A 21630-nucleotide genomic window follows, 5' to 3' on the forward strand; every position below is an offset into this window, starting at 1 on the left:
TCGAAGTCGATGTTCGGGTTGACCGGGTCGGCGTGCAGCGACGGCACCAGTTCCCCGTGCCGCATCTGCAGGAGCACCTTGCAGAGCCCGGCCATGCCGGAGGCCGACTCGAGGTGGCCGATGTTGGACTTCACCGAGCCGATCGGCAGGCTGCCCCGGGGCAGGCCGGAGGCGCCCAGCGCGCGGGCCAGGGCCCGGATCTCCACCGGGTCGCCGAGTGCGGTGCCGGTGCCGTGAGCCTCGAGGTATCCGAGTGTGGCGGCGGACCCGGCCTCGGCCAGTGCCCGCTCGACGAGGTCGCTCTGGGCGACCGGGTTGGGCACGGTGAAGCCATTGGTTCTGCCGCCGTGGTTGACGGAGCTGCCCAGGATGACGCCGTGGATGTGGTCGCCGTCGCGGACGGCGGCCGACAGGGGCTTGAGCAGCACCGCGCCGACGCCCTCGCCGGGCACGTAGCCGTCGCCGTCCGCGCCGAAGCTGCGGCAACGGCCGTCGCTGGAGGTGAAGCTGCCCTGGCCGAGGAACCGGTACTTGTACGGGTGGACGTGCAGATTGACGCCCCCGGCGAGGGCCATTTCGGCCTCACCGCAGCGCAGGTCACGCACGGCGAGGTGGATGGCCGTCAACGACGAGGAGCACATGGTGTCCACGCCCAGGCTGGGGCCGGTCACGCCCAGGGTGTACGAGACCCGGTTGGCGATGGACGCGTGCGACGAGGCGCCGATACGGCCGTCGGCGGCCTCGTGGAGCTGGTAGAGGCCGTACATGGCGCCGGCGTACACACCGACGCGGCGGGCGCGCAGGTCGGCCCGGGTGAGCCCGGCGTCCTCCATGGCGTGCCAGGCGGTCTGCAGGAACAGCCGCTCCTGCGGGTCGATGATCTCCGCCTCGCGCGGGGAGATGCCGAAGAAGAGCGGGTCGAACCGGTCGATGCCGCGCAGAAAACTGCCCCACCGGCTGTACGCGGCGGCGCGGTCCGCCGGGGTGGCCTCGTCGTAGTCGCGCCAGTCCCAGCGGTCCGCCGGAATCTCGGTGATCAGGTCACGGCCGGCTCGCAGGTTCGCCCAGAACTCGTCGAGGGTGTCGGACTCGGCGAACCGGGCCGCGACGCCGATGATCGCGATGGGCTCCGGGGCGTCCGCGGAGGGCGGCGTGGGACGGTCGCCGCTCGGGGCGGCATCCGGTGCGGCCGCCACGACCGGCGCCAACGCCGGTGCCGGTGCCGGTGCCGGTGTGAGTTCGGCGAGGCGGCCGCCGTGGTGCTCGGCGAACCAGCCGGCGAGCCCGCGCAGTTCCTGGTATTCGAAGAAGAGGGTCTTCGGCAGTGATCCGAAGTGGTCCTCGAGCCGCCGGGTCAGCTCCATGATCAACAGCGAGTCGATGCCGTACTGCTCGAACGCGGTGTCCGCCTCGATGTCCTCCGGCGGGTACTCGAGGACCTCGGCCAGCACGCCGCGCAGGAAGTCCTCGGCGGCCGCGGTGGCCGGCCCGGTGGCGGCCGTCGGCGCCGGGACCGGAACCGGCGACGGCGCGTCGAGCAGGCCGCGGATGCGATCCAGCTCGCCGTGCGCCACGAGCACGTGATCGCCGTCGTGGCCCAGCGCCCGGTCCCACGCGCGCAGGGCGTCCGCGGTCGGCAGCGGCCGGAGTCCGGCGCGGCGGGCGATGCGGGCCTGGGTGGTGTCGTCGGCGTCCATCCGGATGCCGCCGTCGGCCCACAGCGACCACAGCACGCTGAGGCTGCGGCCGGGGCGGTCGCTGCCGCGACGCCAGGCCGCGAACGCGTCGAGGAAACGGTTCGCGTACGCGTAGTCGGCCTGGCCCGGGCTGCCCGCGCCGGACATCGAGGAGAAGCAGACGAAGAAGTCGAGCGGGTCCGCGGCCGTGGCCCGGTCCAGTGCGAGCGTGCCGTCGACCTTCGGCCCCAGCACCGCCGCGATGTCCTCGTCGGTCTTGCGCAGCAGGAACGAGTCACGGGTGACTCCGGCCAGGTGCAGCACCCCGCGCAACGGGCCGAACTTCTGGTGGATGCGCTCGACCAGCCGCTCGGCCGCACCGGGCGCGCCCAGGTCGCAGGGCAGGTAGTGGACATCGAGCCCGGCGGCGCGCAGGGCGGTCAGGTCGGCGTCGGCGGAGCGGCCGGTGAGCACGTACCGGGCCGACGGGCCCAGGTGGCTGACGAGGTGCCGGCCGAGCGCGCCGGCGCCGCCGGTGACCAGCACCGTCCCGGCAGGCGTCAGCGGCGCCGGGACGGGGGCGGGGACGATCGGCTCCCATCGGGCCACCTGCCGGCCGGCAGCGGTGTACCGGACCCGGAACTCGTGGTCCGCCGCGGCCTCGGCGTCCGCGACCGCCCGCAGGTCGGCGCCGTCGGTCGTGATCACCGCGGCGCGGAAGTCCGGGTGCTCGTTGGCGATGCTGCGCGCCATGCCGTCCACAGCCAGCAGGCGGGCGTCGGCGGCCGCACCGGACGGGCGGAACACGTGCAGCACCCGGATGGGCTGCCGGTTCGGCTGCGCGGCCCAGGTCCGGAAGAGCCCGACCAGGCCGGGCAGCGGGTCGTCGTCGCCCAGGCGGACCACCACGAGCGGGCCGGAGTCCGGTAAGGGCCCGTCCTCACCGGTCCCCAGGATCACCATGCGGTCGGCGGCGAGGGCGCCGCGGCGAGCGGGGGCGTCCTGCCAGCGCTGCGCCAGCAGGTGGGTGTCCACCGCGTCGGCCGGATCCTTGACGGCGCGGGTGACCACGCCGTGCAGACGGACGGCGATGCGGCCCTCGGCGTCGGCGAGTGCGATGTCGTGGCCGGTCGCGGTGGCGACGGCATGGGCGTACCCGTGTTCCGGCAGCGGCCCGAGGATCTCCACCCGGTTGATGGAGAAGGGCAGTTCGCGGGGCCGGGGCGCGGACGGGTCGGCGGCGGTCCAGAGCGCCGCCTGCAGCATGGCGTCCAGCAGGGACGGGTGCAGGGTGAAGTCGTCGAACGGCAGGTCCGCGGCGTCGGGCACGGCGACCTCGGCCAGCGCCTCGCCCTGGACGGAACGCATGGACCGCAGCCCGCGCAGGCTCGGTCCGTACCCGCCGCCGAGCGCGGCGAAGACCGCGTAGCAGTCGTCGGCCGAGGTGGTCCGTGGCAGGCGGGCGCGTATCGCGGCCAGGTCGAGGGGCGGGGCCGGTGCGGTGGCGCCGAAACGCAGGGTTCCGGTGGAGCACAGCTCGCCGTCCGGGGTGCCGTCGACGCGCCGCAGCTCGTAGGCGACACCGTCGGCGACGGGCGCGAAGCGCAGTTGTACCCGGACCGGTTCGCCGGTGAACAGCACCGGCCGGGCCCAGAGGACGTTCTCGACGCCGGTGGCGCGCCCGTGCCCGGCGCGGGCGGCGGCGTCGACGGCGAACTCCAGGGCCGCGACGGCCGGCAGGATGCGCACCTGCCCCAGCGCGTGGTCACGCAGGAAGAACTCGTCGCCGGTGAGCAGCCGTTCGGCCGGCTCGGCGGTGAGGGCGGCGGGCGGTTTGATCCAGTACCGGCGGGTCGCCGGCGGCGGCTGCGGCAACGACAGCCGGGCCGGACGCCGACCGGGCTGCTCCGGCCAGCGGACCGGGGTACCCGCGACCCAGAGCCGGGCGGCCTCATGGAGATCCGAGGCCTGGACGGGGTTGCCGGTGGCAGGCCCGGCGGTGCCGGTGACCACCCCGGTGCCGTCGCGCAGCCGCTCGGTCAGCTCCGCGATGCTGGTCACGACCACGGCGAGACGTTCGGCCAGTTCCTCGCGGCCGGTGCGCAGGGTGCTCTCGATCCGGTCGAGCGGCGCCTCCGGGTGCGCCTGCAGCCAGGTGACCAGCTCGGCCCGGTACCGGTCGAGCTGGTCGCGGCCGCCGGCCGACAGGACGACCAGCCGGGCGGCACGGTCCTCGGTGCTGTTACCCATCAGTGCTTCTCCGCTTCCGCCACGACGACGTGTACGTTGCTGCCACCCATGCCGAAGGAGCTGACGCCGGCGCGTGCCGGCACGCCGTCCGGCGGCTCCCAGGGCTGTGCCTCGGCCTGGAGCCGGAACGGGCTGCCGACCAGGTCGATCATCGGGTTGGGGGTGCCCAGGCCGGCCAGGCCGGGCATCAGGCGGTGCCGCATGCTCAGCAGCACCTTCACCACTCCGGCGACGCCGGCGGCGGCCTCCAGATGGCCGATGTTGGACTTGACCGAGCCGAGCCCGGTGCGTCCCGCCACGACCGGCAGCCCCCAGTCGCGGTAGAGCTGCCCGAACGCCTCCCGCAGCGCGTCCACCTCGATCGGGTCGCCGAGTGGCGTCCCGGTGCCGTGCGCCTCGATGTAGCCGATGGTGTCGGGCGGCACCGCCGCCGCCCGGTGCGCCGCGAGCAGGACGTCGCGCTGGGCCTGCGGGTTGGGCACGGTCAGCGAGTGGGTGTGGCCGCCGTGGTTCTCGGCCGAGCCGATCAGGACGCCGTGCACCGGGTCGCCGTCGGCGATCGCGCGCTCCAGCAGTTTGAGCGCCAGCAGGACCACGCCCTCGCCCCGCCCGTAGCCGTCGGCGCGCTCGTCGAAGGTCTTGCACCGCCCGTCGGGGCTGAGCATTCCGGCGCGGCGCAGGCCGGTGAAGCCGTGCGGGGACAGCAGCAGGTTCGCGCCGCCGGCCAGGGCGAGTTCGCAGTCGCCGAGGTGCAGGGCGCGGGCCGCGCGGTGGATGGCCACCAGGGAGCTGGAGCAGGCGGTGTCGAAGACCGCGCTGGGGCCGTGCAGGTCGTACACGTAGGAGATGCGGTTGGCCGCGATCGAGGCGACGTTGCCGATCAGGAAGTGATCGCCCATCTCCGGCGAGCCCGGGCCCAGCAGGCTCAGGTAGTCGGCGCCGCTGAGACCGACGAACACCCCGGTACGGCTGCCGGCCAGTGCCGCGGGCACGAGCCCGGCGTCGAGCAGGGCCTCGTCCGCGGCGTGCAGCAGGAGCCGGTGTTGCGGATCCATCTGGGCCGCCTCGCGCGGCGAGATCCGGAACCGCCCCGCGTCGAAGGCGTCGACGTCGCGCACGAACGAGCCGCGGAAGCGTTCCGGGAACACCCGGGCGGAGAAGCCGCGCTCCAGCGGGTACGGCGCGGTGAGGTCGCGCCCCTCGGCGAGGTGGGTCCAGAACTCGTGCAGCGACCCGGAGGCCGGCAGCCGGCCGCCGACGCCGATGATCGCCACGGGCGGGTAGCCGAGGGCCTCAGGAGGTACCGCGGGCCCGCAGGCCCGGACGGTGGCCGCCGCCCGGGCCCGCTCGGGCTCGGCTGCGGTCTCGGCTTCGGTCTCGGTGAAGGTGTCCGGGCTGCTGGCGCCGAGGTGCGCCGCGAGTGAGCTGAGCACGGGGTGCGCGTAGAAGAGCGTGGGGCTAATCGTTACGCCGAAGCGGGTGCGGACCGCCATCGCGAGCCGGGTGAAACCGACCGAGTCGAAGCCCGCCTCGCCGAGCGGCCGGTCCACCGGGATGTCCTGCGGCGCCACCCCGGCGACACCCGCGGTCAGCTCCCGCAGGGTGGCCAGCAACCGGCCGCCGTCGCTCGGCCGGGGCTCCCGCGGCCTCTCGGCGTGGCCGAACTCACGGATCAGTTCGTCCAGGGAGGCGGTGGCGAGCCGGACCGCGTCGATCTTGGCGTTCGGGGTCATCGGCAGGCCGGTCATCGGCACCGTCCGGGACGGGATCATGTACGCCGGAAGCCACTCCTCGATCCGCCCGGCGATCGCCGCGGCTTCTGCGGGCTCGGCGACGACGAAGGCGACCAGGCGCGGATGCCCGGGCCGCTCTTCGCGCAGGACCACCCGCGCCTCGCCGGTCACACCGGTACGCCGGATCGCCGCCTCGATCTCGCCGAGCTCGATCCGGTGCCCGCGCAGCTTGATCTGCCGGTCGGCGCGACCGAGCAGCAGCAGCTCGCCGGTCTCGGTCCACCGGGCCAGATCTCCGGTGCGGTAGCGCCGCTGCCCGTCCTGCTCGACGAAGCGCTCGGCGTTCAGTTCGGGGCGGCCGCGGTAGCCGCGGGCGACGCCGTCACCGCCGATCAGCAGTTCCCCGGTGGCGCCGAACGGGACCGGGCCACCGTCCGGCCCGGCGAGGTGGAACGTCGTGTTCGCGATCGGCGTGCCGACCGTGACCGGCCGGTCGCGGCGTACCCGCAGCGCCGAGGACCAGATCGTGGTCTCGGTCGGGCCGTACATGTTCCACAGCTCGCCGGAGCGGTCGAGCAGGTCGGCCGCCAGCTCGGCGCTCAGCGCCTCCCCGCCGCAGAGCAGCCGGGGTACCCGTCCGCTCCAGCCGGCGGCGAGCAGCATCTGCCAGGTGGCCGGTGTGGCCTGCACGATGGTCGCGCCGCTGCTGTCGAGCAGGCCGGCCAGCGCGAAGCCGTCCCGGGTGACCTCGGCCGGCGCGATGTGGACGGTCGCGCCCTGGGTGAGCGGCAGCAGCAGTTCTAGGCCGGCGATGTCGAACCCGGCCGTGGTGACGGCCAGCAGCACGTCGTCGGCGGCGCACCCGGGCCGTTCCGCCATCGCGGTGAGGAAGTTGACCAGGTTGCCGTGGGTGACCTCGACACCCTTGGGCCGGCCGGTCGATCCGGAGGTGTAGAGCACGTACGCGAGATCGTCGTCGTGGCAGGCGACCGGCGTGCCCGGGGCGGCGTCGCCCGGGTCACCGAGCGGGATGCGGGCGCCGGGTGTCCCGGCCGGCAGGCGGTCGGCGTACGCCGGGTCGACCAGGACCGCGGCGAGACCGGCGTCGGTGCAGATGTGCGCGAGGCGGGCGGCCGGGAAGTCCGGGTCGAGCGGCACGTAGGCCGCGCCGGCGGTGTGCGCGGCCAGCATCGCCACGACCATGGCGGCTCGCCGGCCGGACAGCACACCGACCAGGTCGCCGCGGCCCACGCCGGATTCGCGGAGGGTTCGCGCCAGTGCGTGCACCCGCCGGGCCAGTTCGCCGTAGCTGGTGGCACCGTCGGCGTCCACCACCGCAACGCGCTCCGGGGCCGACGCCGCGCGGGCCAGCACCAAGTCGGCCGCGGTCACGTCGCGCGGCCGGGCGGCACGGGTGTCGTTGGCCCGGTCGACGAGGGCGCGTTCCGCCGCGGTGATGAGGGGCAGATCGCCGATCGGCCGGCGCGGATCGGCGGCCACGGTTTCCAGCAGCAGCCGGTAGTGCTCGGCCAGGCGCTCGGCCGTGGCCGGGTCGAACAGCTCACGGTCGTACTTGAGGTAGACCAACGCCTCCGACCCGCGCACCACCACCTCGACGACCAGCGGGTTCTCACCCTCCTGGGTCAGTTCGAGGGCGTCCTGGAAGACGGTCTGCCCGGCGGCCATGTCCTGGTCGCCGCCGACGCCCTGTTGCAGGTAGAAGCCGATGTCGAAGGAGACCGCAGTGCCGCCGGCGCGGCGCAGGTCACCGACCACGGCGGCGAACGGGTAGGAGCTGTGCTCCTCGGCCTGCGCCATGTGGTCGTGCACGGCGGTCATCAGCTCGGCGAGGCTGCGCTGCGGGTCGCAGTCGACCCGTACCACCACCGGATTGATCAGGTAGCCCACGGTGCGGTCGAATCGCTCGGAGATCCGGCCGTCGGTCGGCACCATGACGCTGATGTCGCGGTGACCGGAGTGCCGGTGCAGCAGTGCGGCGAAGGCACCCAGCAGCACGCTGAACGGGGTCAGCCCGGCCGCGCCGGCGACCTGGCGGAGGGCCACCCACGTCTCCTCCGGCAGCCGGAACTGCACCATCGCGCCGGTGTCGGCGGTGGGCGGCTCGCCCCGGTGCCGATCGGTGATCGCGTCGAGGACCGGACCGCTGGAGGCACCGGCCAGCCGGTCGAGCCACCAGCGGCGGTGTGTCTCGGCCTCCGGCCCGTCGAGCAGTTCCCGCTGGCGACGGACGAACTCACGGTACGGGGTGACCGGCTCGACCGGCGGCAGAACGCCTCGAAGGGCCAGTGCGTCGTGGCAGGCCACGATGTCGCGCAGCAGCAGGTGGCTGGAGATCCCGTCGGTGATCATGTGGTGGAACACCAGGAGCAGCAGTGTCCGGCCACCGGGCGCCGCGATCAGCCACATCCGGTGCAGGGGGTCGTGCTCCAGGTCGAACGGGGTGTGCACCAGGCGCCGGATACGCGCGGCGAACTCCCCGTCGGTGACATGCCCGAGGTCGAGCCGGACCACCTCGGCGGGGCGCTCGGTGATCTCCTGCACCGGAGTGGTCCCGTCCAGTCGGACGGCGATCCGCAGACCCGGCTGCCGCTCCACGACGGCGATCAGGGCCCGGGTGAGCACGTCCGGGTCGATCCCGTCGCCCAGCCACAGCCCCAGCGGCAGGTTGTAGGAGGTGGTGCCGGGCCGGCTCGCGTGGATCGCCCAGAGCGCCGCCTGGCCGCGGCTGAGCGGGTACGGCCCCGGCTCCGGCACCGGATCGGTCAGGCCGCGCAGCAGCGACTCGGCGATCTCGTCCGGCAGCTCACCGGCGGCGACCGCGGCGAGGACGTCGCGCAGCGCCGGGCTCATCGGACACTCCCCTGCCGCAGCTCGGCCAGCGCGTCTTCGACCGTGACCGATCCGTCGCGCAGCCCGGCCAGCAGGGCGCCGACTCCGTTGGCGGCGGCCCGGGTGGGCGCCGGCTCGGGCACGGCGGCCGACGTGGGCGTCGGCTCAGGCACGGCGGCCGCGGGCAGAGGGCCGTACGTGTCGTGCACGGCCCGGGCCAGAGCGCGCACGGTCTGCCCGACGCCGAACATGCGGGCGGGGATGTCGACGCCGTAGGCGGCGCCGAGGCGGCGGCTGAGGCGACGCAGGCCCAGCGAGTCCACACCGACGTCGGACAGCACCCGGTCGGGTGGCAGACGGTCCGGTGCCATGCCCAGGTGCGCGGCGAGCAGAGTGCGGACGTGGTCGCGCACAGCTGCCTCCGGGTCGCCTTCGGCATCCGTTCCCGCCGGTGTCGGCACCGGCTCGGACGGGGGTGCCGGCTGGGACGGGGATGCCGGCCCGGACGGAGGTGCCGGTACGGCCGCCGCGGGCTCGGGCCACGTCTCGGTGACCTGATCCGGAGCGATTCCGGCGAGCCCGGCCGCGGCGGCCTGAGCCTGGTCGAATCGTGGCCCGGGGGTGATCCAGTAGCTCTGCCGGGCGAAGGCGGAGGTCGGCGCCGGAACCCGGCGGATCGGTTCCCCCGGCCACAGCTCGGCCCAGTCGATCGCGACGCCGTCCACCCACAGCCGGGCGATCTTGTCGAGCTTGCCGGCCGCCACCACGGTGCGCAGGTACTGGCGTCCCTCGGGGCCGTCCAGCAGCAGCGCCGTGCCGGTCCCTTGCCCGTCGCCCGCGCTGACGCCGTCGGCGGTCACACCGGCCAGCCACTCCTCCAGGCGTTTCACCAGCCCGGCGAGGTCGTCCGCGACCACGGCGAGCCGCTCGGTGAAGACCTCCCGGCCGGTCTGCAGCGTGTAGGCCAGGGCGGCCGGGTCCACCTCGTCGGTGTCCCGCGCCCAGCGGACCAGGTTCTCGGCGTTGCCACGCAGCCGTTCGGCGTCGCGGGCGGACAGCACGAACAGGTACGGCCCGGTACGACCGGCGCTCGGCCGGGTGCGGAACTCCTCCAGCACAAGGTGCGCGTTGACACCGCCGAGACCGAACGAGCTCAGCCCGGCGCGCAGGGGCGCCTCGGTGCCGTCCGGGCCGGTGACGCGCCGCCACGGCTCACGGTCGCGCAGCACGTGCAGCGGGCTGCCGTCGAGACGCAGGTACGGGTTGAGCGTCTCCAGGTGGGGATTGCCGGGCAGCTCGTGGTGCCGCATGGCGAGCAGCACCTTGATCAGCCCGGTCACGCCGGCGGCCGCCTCCAGGTGGCCGGTGTTGCTCTTCACCGCGCCGAGCGCGACCCGGTGCCCGGTGCCGTCGGTGCCGTGATCGGCGTACAGCCGCCGGAAGGCGGTCTTGAGGCCTTCGATCTCGACCGGATCGCCCAACTCGGTGCCGGTCCCGTGGGTCTCCACGTAGGTCACCGTGCGCGGGTCGGTCCCGGCGCGGTGGTGCGCCGCCACGATGCAGGCGGCCTGGGCGGCCGGGTTCGGCGCGGTGAGCGAGTTGCTGCGCCCACCGTGGTTGATCGCGCTGCCGCGCAGCACGCCGTGGATGACGTCTCCGTCCGCGAGGGCCGCGCTGAGCCGCTTGAGCACCACGACACCCACTCCCTCGGCGCGGGCGATGCCGTTGGCGCGGGCGTCGAAGGCGCGGCAGCGGCCGTCCGGGCTGAGCATGTCGGCCTGGCTCATGTCGACGAACAGCGTCGGCGACGCGATCACGTTGACGCCGCCGGCCAGCGCGACCGTGCACTCCCCCCGCTGGATCGCCTCCGCCGCGTGGTGCACGGCGACCAGCGACGACGAGCAGGCGGTGTCGATCGTCTCGGACGGGCCGTGGAGGTCCAGCAGGTACGACACCCGGTTGGACAGGATGGCGTGCGCCCGGCCGACGGTGTTGTACCCGTCGAGCGGCACCCCCAGCGCGTGCTGGAGCTCGAAGTAGTCGTAGGTGCTGCTGCCGACGAAGACGCCGGTGTCGGTGCCGGCCAGGTCGGAGGGCCGGATACCGGCGTCCTCGATGGCCGTCCAGGTCGCTTCGAGCACCAGCCGGTGTTGCGGGTCCATCGCGACCGCCTCGGTGGGCGAGATGCCGAAGAAGTCCGCGTCGAACAGGTCCACTCGGCGCAAGAACCCGCCCCAGCGGGCGGTGGTGCGGAATTCCCCCGGCTCGGGGTCGCCGTGGATGCGCCGCCAGTCCCAGCGGTCCGCGGGGATCTCGGTGACCAGGTCGTCGCCGGCGGCCAGGTGGGCCCAGAACTCGTCCAGGTCGTCCGAGCCGGGCAGCAGACCGGCCATGCCGACGATGGCGACGCCGTCCGCACCGGCGGGCTCCGCCACCCCGGCGGCTCCGGTGTCCGCGACCGGCCCGGAAGACGGGACGGGCCGGGAGGCAGGGAGAAGCCCGGAAGACGGGACGGGCGCGGAAGACGGGAGGAGCCCGGAAGAAGAAGAGACGGCCCCGGGTGGCACAGCCGAAGCCGGAGCGGCGGCCGGAGTGGTGGGTGCCGCAGGAAGGTAGTGGCGGGCCAGCTCTTCCCCGTACTCCTCGATGATCTTCGCCACCAGCTCGCCTGCGGTGGCCACCCCGAAGAACGCCGCCGGGGTCGCGTCCAGGTCCCAGCGCACGTTCACCTGGTGGCTGAGCTTGGTGTACATGATGGAGTCGAAGCCGAACCGGCTGAGCTGGTCGTTCTCGGTCAGCTCGGCAGCGCTCAGCCCGGCCACGCCGCACACCAGAGCCAGCAGGTCGGCGGCCACCGCCGTACGCCACGGTTCGGCGCCCGGCGAAACGGGCTGCGGAACGGCCGACGTAACTGCCGGCGGAGCCGGCTCCGGGTCGGGCGTCCGCACGCCGATTCCGGCCAGCGCCTTCTCGGTACCCGACACGACCACCACCTGAACCTCCTGTCGGCCGAGCACGCCGGCCAGTGCCTCGATGCCCGTGCGGGGCGGGAGCGGATGAAGACCGGCTGCGGCCAGGCGGTCCCGGTGGCGCTCGGTGAGCGCCGAGCCCGACCACGGCCCCCAGTTCAGGACGCGGACGGGGAACGGCAGCCGGGCGGCGAGTGTCTGCCCGATCGCGTCCTGGGCCGTGCAGGCGGCGGCGTACGCGGCCTGGCCCGGATTGCCCAGGAACGACTGCAGCGAGGAAAAGATCGCGTAGAAGTCCAGGTCGCGGCCGTCGATCGCCTCGGCGACCGCCAGCGTGGTGCGGGTCTTGGCGTTCAGCCCCTCGGCGAACCAGTCCTCGTCCAGCGCCGCCAGTGACCGGTCCCGCGCCACCGTTGCCGCGTTCACCACGCCGTGGATCACGCCGACCCGGTCGAACACCGCCCGCATCCGTTCCGCGTCGCGAGCGTCCGCCTGGTGGAACTCCACGGACGTGCCGGTCGGGTCGAACGCGGCGATCCGGGCGGCCCGGGCGCCCTCCGGGCGGGTCCGGCCGATCAGCATCACCCTCGCGCGGTGTTCCCGGACCAGGTGCTCGGCCAGGTCCAGGCCGACGTCCCCGGCGCCGCCGACCAGCGCGTAAGTCCCGCCGTCGCGGAACACCGGCCGGGCGCCGGTGTCGTCGAGCGGCCGGAGCACCCGCTGGTACCAGCGACCCGAGCGCAGCGCGTAGTCGCCCGGCGTGGCGGCGGCGACGGTTGTGGCGTCGCCGGGGCCGACGTCGATCGCGCTGATCCGCCACCTCTCGCACTCCCGGCGGGCCGACTTCACCAGTCCGTGCGCGGCCGCCGCGACCGGGTCGGTGATCGGCCCGTCCACCGCCGCGGCGGCGCGGGTGACCACGGTCAGCGTGAGCTCGCCCGCGCCGGCCGGCCGGGTCTGCAGATGCCGGATCACCCGGAACAGCTCCCGGACCGCGGGCTCGCCGCCGGTGACGACCGCGTGCACGACGGCGGGCGTGGGCAGCGACTCCAGCGATGTGGAGGTGACCCGGTGCACGTCGCTCGCCGGGTAGTCGTCGCCGCCGAGCAGCCAGACCGGTCCGTCGGCCGGCGGGCGGGTGCCCACGTCCGCGATGCGCTGCCAGCGCGGCGCGTAGGCGCCCACGGGCTCGCCGGGTGCGCCAGGCTCCTCCGGCCGCGCGCCGATCCAGCACCGGCGTCGCTCGAACGGGTAGGTGGGCAGCGGGATCAGCGTGCCGCCGGTGTCCGGCCAGACGGCCTCGGCTCCGGCCACCCACCGGTCGGCCGGTGTGACGCCATCGGGGCGGGCCAGCGCGGGGTGGCCGGTGCCGTCGATCGCCGCACCGAGGGCGGCGACGAGCGTCAGCCGGTCGGCGGCGGTCACCGCCAGCCGCTCGGTCATCGCGTCCCGGCCATGCTGCAACGTGTGGGCTACGTCCACCAGTTCGACGTCCGAGTCCAGGGCGGCGCGCAGCGCGGTCGCGTAGCGGCGCAAAGCCTCGGGGGTCCGGGCCGAGAGCGGGAACACCAGCGGACCGGCCGGCGCCGCCGGGACCGCCGGATCGGCCGGCTCCTCCACCACGACGTGGGCGTTCACCCCGCCGTAGCCGAAGGAGCTGACCCCGGCGCGGCGCCTGCCACCACCCGGCGGGCGGTGCCAGGGTGTCGCCTGCCGGATCAGATGGAACGGGCTGCCCTCGAGCCGCAGGTGCGGGTTCGGCTCCCCGAGCCCGGCCACCGGCGGCAGGATGCCGTGGCGCATCGCCAGCAGGACCTTGAGCAGCCCGGCGATGCCCGCGGCGGACTCCAGGTGCCCGATGTTCGCCTTGACCGCGCCCAGCCCGCAGAACGGCTCGCCGGGCAGCCCGCCGTGACGGCGCGCCAGCTCGTCGAAGGCCAGCCGCAACCCGTTGATCTCGACCGGGTCGCCCAGCTCGGTGCCCGTGCCGTGGGTCTCCAGGTATCCCACGGTGGCCGGGTCGACGCCGGCCGCCGTGTAGGCGCGCACGATCATCGCGGCCTGCCCGGCGGGGTTGGGCGCGGTCAGCGACCGGGCCCGGCCGCCGTGGTTGACCGCGGAGCCGCGCAGCAGCCCCCGAACCCGGTGCCGACCCGCCGCGCCGGCCCGGGTCAGTACGACCAGGCCCAGTCCTTCTCCCCGGACGAATCCGTCCGCGCGGGCGTCGAACGCCTGGCACCGCCCGGACGGGCTGAGCATGCCGGTGCGGCTGAGCAGCAGGTGGTTGTGCGGCGACAGGATCAGGTTGATGCCTCCGGCGACCGCGACGTCGCACTCCCCGGAGCGGATCGCGGCGGCGGCGCGGTGGATCGCGACCAGGGAGCTGGAGCAGCCGGTGTTGACCGGCTCGCTCGGCCCGCGCAGATCCAGCAGGTAGGACACCCGGTTGACCAGGATGGAGTGCGCGGTCGCGGTGGCCGCGTGCGCATCGACGGGCACGTCCGAGCGGCGCCGGATCTCGTCGTAGTCGCTGGACCCCGCGCCGACGAACAGCCCGACCGGCCGGCCGGCGAGCGTGCCGGGCGGCAGGCCGGCGTCCTCCAGCGCGGTCCACACGCCCTCCAGCAGCAGCCGCTGCTGGGGGTCCATGCCGGCGGCTTCCTGCGGCGAGATCCCGAAGAACAGCGGATCGAACATGTCGGCGTCGCTGATGAAGCCGCCGCGCCGGGCGGGTACGTCGGGGGGCAGGGATCGCCAGTCCCACCGGTCCGCGGGCACGTCGGTGACCAGGTCGTCCCCGGCGACCAGATGGTTCCAGAAGTCGTCCAGGTCGCGGCTGCCGGGCAGCCGCGCGGCCATCCCGATCACCGCGATCAGGTCGTCGGTTCCGGTCCGCGGCGCGGGGCGCAGCGGCGCCTCGGCTTCCGTCGTCTCCGGTACGACCTGCGCATACCGTTCCCGCAGGGTGGCGCCGTAGTCCCGGTCGAGCCGGGCGACCAGTGCGCGCAGGGTGGCGGTCTCGTAGAACAGGGTGGGCGTCACGTCGAAACCGAAGGTGTCGTTGAGCCGCCCGGCGAGCAGGCTGTAGCTGACCGAGTCGAACCCGTAGTCGCCGATCTCGGTGTCCAGGTCGAGATCCTCGACGGGGATGCCGGAGGCCTCCGAGGTCAGTGCCAGCAGCTCGGCGGTGAACGAGGCGCCGTCGTGTGCCAGGGCCTGCTGCGCCGTGACCCGCCCGGGTGCCGGCGCCGGTGCCGGTTCGGTGGCTCGTGCCGCGGCGGCGGCCACGACGACGTGCTGGAAGTTGCGGCTGGTCTCGCCGTCCGTGGGCAGGGCCCGGAACCCGTCGTAGCCGGCGCCGGTCAGCACCGCGTTCCAGCCGGCCACGTCCAGCAGCGGTGATCCGGGCAGCCGCAGGTGTGTGTCGGTGTGTGCCCACCAGCCGTCGAACAGTCCGTACGTGACGGTGGCAGCCAGGGTGACCGTGGTCAGCTCGTTGAGCAGCAGTTGCCCGCCGGTGCGCAGCACGGTGCGCAGGTGCCGCACGGCGCGGCTCACGTCCGAGGTGGCGTGCAGGACGTTCGCGCCGACAGCGAGGTCGAAGGCGTCCGCGGGGAAGCCCTGGGTGACCGGGTCGGTGTCGAGGTCCAGGCGCTTGAACCGCACGAAGGGGTACCGCGCGCCGAACTCTCGGCGGCCGTGGGCCAGGAACGCCGCCGACAGGTCGGTGTACCAGTACTCCAGGTGCTCGCCGTGGGGAGCCAGGGCGCGCAGCAGACCGGCGGTGGTGCCGCCGGTGCCCGAGCCGACCTCGACGATCCGGATCCGCTCGCCGGGGCGCAGCTGCTCCCGGCGGCGGCCGACGTGCTCCAGCAGCCTCGCGGTGAGCACGTCGTTGTACAGGTCGCTGATCGGGTTGTCCCGGTAGATCCGCTCCATCGCGGAGGTGCCCGAGGCGGGGAACAGCAGGTCGGTGGCGAGCAACTCGCCGCGGAGCAGCATCGGGTAGCGGTCGAGGCAGCGGCGCAGCAGCTCGACGAAGACCGCGGACGCCGGATTGGCCGCGGCCAGTTCGCCGAGGCGCTCGGCGTGCCCACCGGCGAGGGCCTCGGTCAGCGCGCCCCGATCCGGCCGGAACCGGTTCTGGTGGACGGTGAGCACGCCGTCGTCGGCGAGCATGGTCAGCAGGGTGTGCAGCAGGCGGTCGTAGCGGGGGGTGACACCCACCCGGCGGGCGACCTCAGCCGCGTCCGGGTCGGGTCCGTCCCAGGCGCCCATCTCGTGCAGCACGGCCAGCAGTGCACCGCGGGCGAGGGCGGTCATTTTCTCGTCGACGGCGTGGAAGTCGTCGACGACCCGCAGGTCGGCGCTGGTCAACAGCCCGTCGGCAGGTGTCACGGCCGGTGTCGTCCCTTCGCTGGGGGTCATCCGCTCCCGCAGTGCGGCGGTGCCGGGCACCACCAGGAGCTGCGGAGCCGGCCGGCGCAGCGCCTCGGCCAGCGCGGTGAAGCCGGTGTCGGGGGTGATGGAGTGGAATCCGGCGGCGGTCAGTTCGGCGCGGTGCTTCTCGGTGGCGACTGAGCCGACCGTGCCCCAGAAGCCCCAGTCGACGGTCCGGACCGGGTACGGCAGGCGTTCGTCGAGGGTGTGCGCGTAGGCGTCCAGGAAGGTTGATCCGGCCGCGTAGTTGCCCAGGCCGGGCTCGCCGAGGAAGGACTGGGCGGAGGAGAAGAAGAGCAGGAAGTCGAGTTCCGATGCGCCGATCGTGTCCACCAGAGCGGCGGCGACACCGGACTTGGCCGCCAGGCTCTCGGTGAGGTCGTCGTCGGAGAGGTCGCGGACCAGACGGGAGCGCTGCGCCATCGCCGCATGCATGATCCCGTGCACCTGGCCAGCCTGCTGCAGTACCGCGGCGAGCTGCCCGGCGTCGGAGGCGTCGGCGCGGAGGTAGCGGATCCGGTGCTCGGCCGCGAGGTCAGGACGCTCCCGGCGGCCGACCAGCACCACCTCCGCGTCCCACTCCACGACCAGCTTGCGGGCCAGGGCCAGGCCGATACCGCCGCCGCCACCGACGATCAGGTAGCGGCCGCCTTGGCGCAGCAGCTCGGGGCCGTGCGGGGCGGGGGCCTCGCCCAGCACCTGCCGGTGCGCGGTCGTCCCGGTGTAGGCGATCCGGGTTCCGCGCCGCGCCGGGGCCGGCAGGTCCGCGGTCAGGTGGGCCGGGTCGAGGTCGACGACGGCGACGGACCACCTGCGGTGTTCGTTCTCCAGGACCCGGGCGAAGCCGTGGACCCCGGCCGCGTACGGGTCGGTGAGCCGCCGTCCGGGCGGGGCGGCCGCCCCTGCGGTGACCACGATCCAGTCGATCTCGGGCAGCCGGGCCCAGCGGCGGGCGTACGCGGCCAGCGCCCGGACGCCGGCCGCTTCCCCGCCGGCGACCCGCGCGGCTTCGGATCCGGCCGTGAGCGCCGGGCCGGTGAGCAGGTAGACCACCCGCGGGTCCGCGGTCACCGGGCCGCCGATCTCGACGAGCTGCGCGCCGGGATGCCGGGCGGCCAGTTCGGCGGCCAGTCTCGTCCGTTCCGGTGCGTAGAGCACCACGACCGGGCCGTCCGGCGTCACCGGCTCGGGGGCGGGACAGGGCTCCCACCGCGGAACGTCGGCGCCCAGCGACACCGGCTCCGGGTGCGGCGCCGCCGCGCCGGGCGCATCAGCGGTGCCCTGGCCGGTGGCGCCGGTTCCGTCAGTGCCCGTCCCGACCCAGCAGCGCACCCGCTCGAACGGGTAGCCGGGCAGGGAGATCTTGCGGGCCCGCCGCTCGCGGTGCAGCACGCCCCAGTCCGGGGCGGCGCCCTTCACCCAGGCCGCGGCCAGCGTGTCCGGGTCGGCCGACGCGGGCGTGTCGACCGGCTCCGTGGCGCGTCCCCGGTGGACGCGCGACTCGTCACCGTTCAGGAAGCCCCGCAGCGCCGCGCGGAGTTCCTCGACGTCGGCGGCCACCACGGCCAGCCGCTCGGTCATCGCGTCGCGCCCGACCTGCGTGGTGTGGGCGATGTCCGCCAGCGAGACGCCGCCGCCCAGTGCCGCGGCCAGGGCGGACAGGCTCGACTGGGCGTCCACCCGGGGCGGCTGTCCTTCGCTTCGGGCGGCCACGGCCTGCATCAGCCGGCGCAGATCGTCCGCGTCCAGGCCCAGCTCCTCGAAGGAGGCGTCCCGGTCGGCGCCGGCGAGCCCGGCCGCGTCGGCCAGGTCCGCCAGCTGGTCCCCGGCGGGCAGCTCGGCGTAGCGCTCGGCGAGCAGGCGCAGGGCCCGCGGGGTGCGCGCGGACAGCAGCACCACCTGCGGGCCGTCTCCGGTGCCCGGTGCCGGTGTCGGGTACTCCTCGACGACGAGGTGGGCGTTGCTGCCCCCGGCGCCGAACGCGCTGATGCCGGCGCGCCGGGGCACGTCGCCGGTGGTGTGCCACGGGCCGACGTCCTGCTGGACGCTGAGCGGGGAGTGCTCCCAGTCGATCGCCTCGTTCGCCGGTCGCGCGTGCAGCGAGGGCACCAGGGTGCGGTGCCTCAGTTGCAGCAGCACCTTGGTCAGCCCGGCGATGCCGGCCGCGGACTCCAGGTGCCCGATGCCAGACTTCACCGAGCCGAGCTGAGTGCCGCCGGTTCCGAAGACCTGGCTGAGCGCGGAGATCTCCACCGGATCACCGAGGGCGGTGCCGGTGCCGTGCGCCTCCAGGTAGCTCACCGTGGCCGGGTCCACGCCGGCGCGGTGCAGCGCCTGCCGGATCACGTCCGCCTGCGCCGTCGGGTTCGGGACGTAGAAGCCGCTGGCGCGCCCGCCGTGGTTGACCGCGCTGCCTTTGATCACCGCGAGCACGCGGTCGCCGTCCGCCACGGCGGCTGCCAGGGGTTTGAGGACGACGACACCGACGCCCTCACCGGGAACGTACCCGTCGCCGCCGGCGCCGAAGGCCCGGCACCGCCCGTCCGTCGAGACGAACCCGACCTGGCTCAGGTGCAGATATTTGTACGGGTGGACGATCAGGTTCACGCCGCCGGCCAGCGCCAGTTCGCTCTCTCCGGAGCGCAGGCTCTCGCAGGCCAGGTGCAGCGCTGTCAGCGACGACGAGCACATGGTGTCCAGCGCGAGGCTGGGACCGCGCGCGTCGAGGAAGTAGGAGACCCGGTTCGCGACCGCCGAGGTGAACGACGTCGGCAGCACCGGCAGCCGGTCCTCGGCGCCGAGGCCGAGCATCTGGTACTGGGTGAACATGACGCCGGCGAACACGCCCACGGGCCGGCCGGCGACCGCGGCGCGGGGGATGCTGGCGTCCTCCAACGCGTGCCACGCGGTCTGGAGGAATAACCGTTCCTGCGGGTCCATGCCCTCGGCCTCGCGCGGGGTGATCCGGAAGAACGCGGGGTCGAACTCGTCGATCCCTTCCAGGAAGGCGCCCCATTTGCTGTACGAGCGCCCGGCGGCCCGCTCCGATTCGAAGAAGCCGGCCAGCCGCCAGCGCTGTTCCGGGATCTCGGTGACGCAGTCGCGTCCGTCGAGCAGGTTCGCCCAGAACCGGTCCAGGTCGGGAGCCATCGGATAGCGGCCCGCCACGCCGATCACGGCGATGTCCCGGCCGGACGGCTGCGGATCGCCCGCGGTTGCCGCGAGGCGTTCCCGAACGGTCGTCGCGGAGGCGTCGCGAATTGCGGCCACGGATGGTTCTGGGATCGTGGCCACGGAACTGGTCTCCGGCTCGCGCAGCTCCAGAGCCCGGCGGGCGTGGTCGGGTCGTCCGTGCAGTACGACGACCTCGCTGCCCCGGTGGTCCCGGATCGCGTCGAGGATCGCAAGGCCCTCGTCGGTGGGCAGCGGTACCTGGCCCTGCCGCCGGAACACCGCCTCGGTCGCCGCGTCGGTGCGCATGCCCCCGTCCGCCCACAGCGGCCAGGCGACCGAGGTGAATCCGTACTCACGTGCGCAGGCGTCGACGAAGGCGTTCGCCGCGGCGTAGTCCGCCTGCCCGACGTTGCCCGCGACACCGGTCACCGACGAGAAGGCGACGAAGAAGTCCAGGCCGAGATGGCGGGTCGCGTCGTGCAGCAGCAAGGTGCCGCGCACCTTGGGCGCCAGCACCGCCGACAGGTCGTCCGGTGACTTCCCGGCCAGCAGGCCGTCCCTGAGGACCCCGGCGGCGTGCACCACCCCGTCGAGGCGGCCGTGCCGGGCGACGATCCCGTCGACCAGGGCCCGCACGTCGGCGGCCACGGTGACGTCGGCGCGTACGAACTCGGCGTTCGGCACCTCCCTCGGCGGGGTGCGCCCGGCGAGTACCACCGTGGCGCCCTGTGCGGTGAAGGACGCGGCGAGCGCCCGGCCCAGGCCGCCCGCGCCACCGGTGATCAGGTAGACACCACCGGGCCGGAGCGGCCGCGTGCCGCCGGGCGCCGCGTCGCGGTAGCGACGCACGAGCCGGCCGCCGTCGTGCCGGACCCAGGTCTCGCCGTGGCCGGACAGTTCGGCGAGAACGGCCCGGGGATCGGGGTCGCCGGCGCATTCCACCGCGGTCACGGCCAGGCGCGGCTGCTCCAGACGGATGGTGCGGGCCATTCCGGCCACCGCCGCGGCGACCAGCGGCTGGGCGACGTGCACCACCGGCACCGGGGCGTCCAGCAGCACCTGGGCGAGCGCCAGCATCTCCCGGCAGGCGGTCTCCACCCCCTCCGGCAGGTCGTCGCCGGCCCGCGGGCCGAGGTGCACGACCGAGTCCGGGGCGCCGGGCAGGTCGGCCAGCAGGGCTCGCAGGTCGTCCGGCGCGCCGGGGCGCAGCTCGTACTCTCGCTCCCCCAGCCGCCGGAAAGCCGGGCCGCGCCGGGCGGTGATCTGATCCGGCCGCAGCCGGGCGTCGCCGATGACCAGCAGGGACCCGGTCGACGGCGGGTCCGGCCAGGCCGCCGACTGCCATGTGCCGGTCAGGCAGGCGGTGGTCGCCGGGGTGTTGTCGGGCGGCCGTGCCTCGGTGCGCGGCCGGTCCGGGATCAGGCCGGCCAGGTGGTCCGTGACCGCGTCGACGGTGGGGTACTCGAACAGCAGCGTCGGGTAGAGCGTGATGTTCCACCGCTCCTCGAAGGAGCGCACCAGGGCGAGCAGGTCCGTCGACTCCAGACCGAGGTCGTAGAAGCCGCGGTCACCCTCCACCTCCAGCAGGTCCGGGTCGGCCGCGACCTGCCGGACCAGCTCGACGATCTCGGCGCGCAGCGAGGCGCCCGCCGCGGGCGTGGGAGCGGCCGCGGGCGCGGGTGCCGCGGTCGCCGAGGCGGTGAGCCGGGTGATCGCCTCGGTGGAGCGGACCCGCTTGAGGACCAGGCCGGTGAATCGGGCGGCCGGGGCGCCCGAGGCGTCGTACAGGTCGATGTCGGCCTTGACGATGTCGGCGGCCGGGCCCGCCGAAGTGAGCCGCATCTCCACCGTGCAGGTGTCGCCGAGCGGCCGCACCGCGCGGAACTCTCCGATGTGCAGGGGAATCAGCGGCCGCTCGTCGGCTCCGGCCCCGGCGAACGCCAGCGCGTACGCCTGCATGGTCGACCCGTCGAGCAGGGCCGGGTGCAGCATGAAGTCGTCCGCCGTGGCCCGCGCCTCGGCGCCGAGCGCGAGCTGCGCCCGTACCGCGCCGGTCTCGACCCGCATCGTGCCGTGACAGCGCATGAAGTCACGGTGTTCGATCCCGACCGACCTGCCGATCGTGTAGACCTCGCCGATGTCGCGCGGCGGTGCGGCTCCCGCCGGACTCGGCGCTCCGGTCAGGGCCGGCAGGCCGACGCGGAGGATGGCCCGTAAGTGCGTGGTCTGCCCGTCGTCGGCCGGAGCGCCGTCGTGAACGCGCCGGCTGGTCGCCGTGACACGTGTTACGTCGCCGTCCGGTTCGAGCAGGACCGTGACCTCCCGGTCGAAGTCCTCGGTGGTGGTGAGCGGCTCGACGAAGAGAACGTCGCTGAGCCCGGCGCCGCCCGGCTCGATACCGCGCTCGCCGAGCAGGCGGTACACGATGTCGAGGAAGGTCACCCCGGGCAGCGTGCGCACCCCGTGCACGCGGTGATCGTCGACGATCGGGTTGTCCCCGGTCAGCCGAAGAAGGCAGCGAACAGCCAGACGGTCCAC

3 protein-coding genes (1 of these 3 running past the window's edge) are annotated in these 21630 nt (G+C 74.4%); all 3 read right to left on the reverse strand.

The window, feature by feature from the left end:
• Tightly spaced (each overlapping or abutting the next), the 3 genes in view from ACWH4W_RS32425 to ACWH4W_RS32435 form a layout consistent with a single transcriptional unit that may run on beyond the window.
• A protein-coding gene (locus ACWH4W_RS32425; RefSeq protein ID WP_473079436.1) for an L-histidine N(alpha)-methyltransferase crosses the window boundary here: on the reverse strand, window positions 1–3926 show its beginning. The gene continues 15064 nt to the left of window position 1, outside the view; 3926 of the gene's 18990 nt are visible here — the first part of the coding sequence; it begins with the start codon at window positions 3924–3926; its stop codon lies off the left edge, out of view.
• Entirely contained in the window at window positions 3926–8530 is a 4605-nt protein-coding gene (locus ACWH4W_RS32430) for an amino acid adenylation domain-containing protein (RefSeq protein ID WP_473079437.1), read from the reverse strand. Before ACWH4W_RS32430 ends, ACWH4W_RS32425 begins: the two co-directional genes overlap by 1 nt.
• A complete protein-coding gene (locus ACWH4W_RS32435; RefSeq protein ID WP_473079438.1) occupies window positions 8527–21630 on the reverse strand; it encodes an SDR family NAD(P)-dependent oxidoreductase in 13104 nt (4367 codons plus the stop codon). Before ACWH4W_RS32435 ends, ACWH4W_RS32430 begins: the two co-directional genes overlap by 4 nt.

This window comes from Streptomyces sp. DSM 120436, from assembly GCF_055778765.1.

Bases quoted from the DNA above. Each gene is read 5' to 3' on its own strand.
- ACWH4W_RS32430 (WP_473079437.1), bottom strand. From the start codon at position 8,530: ATGAGCCCGGCGCTGCGCGACGTCCTCGCCGCGGTCGCCGCCGGTGAG.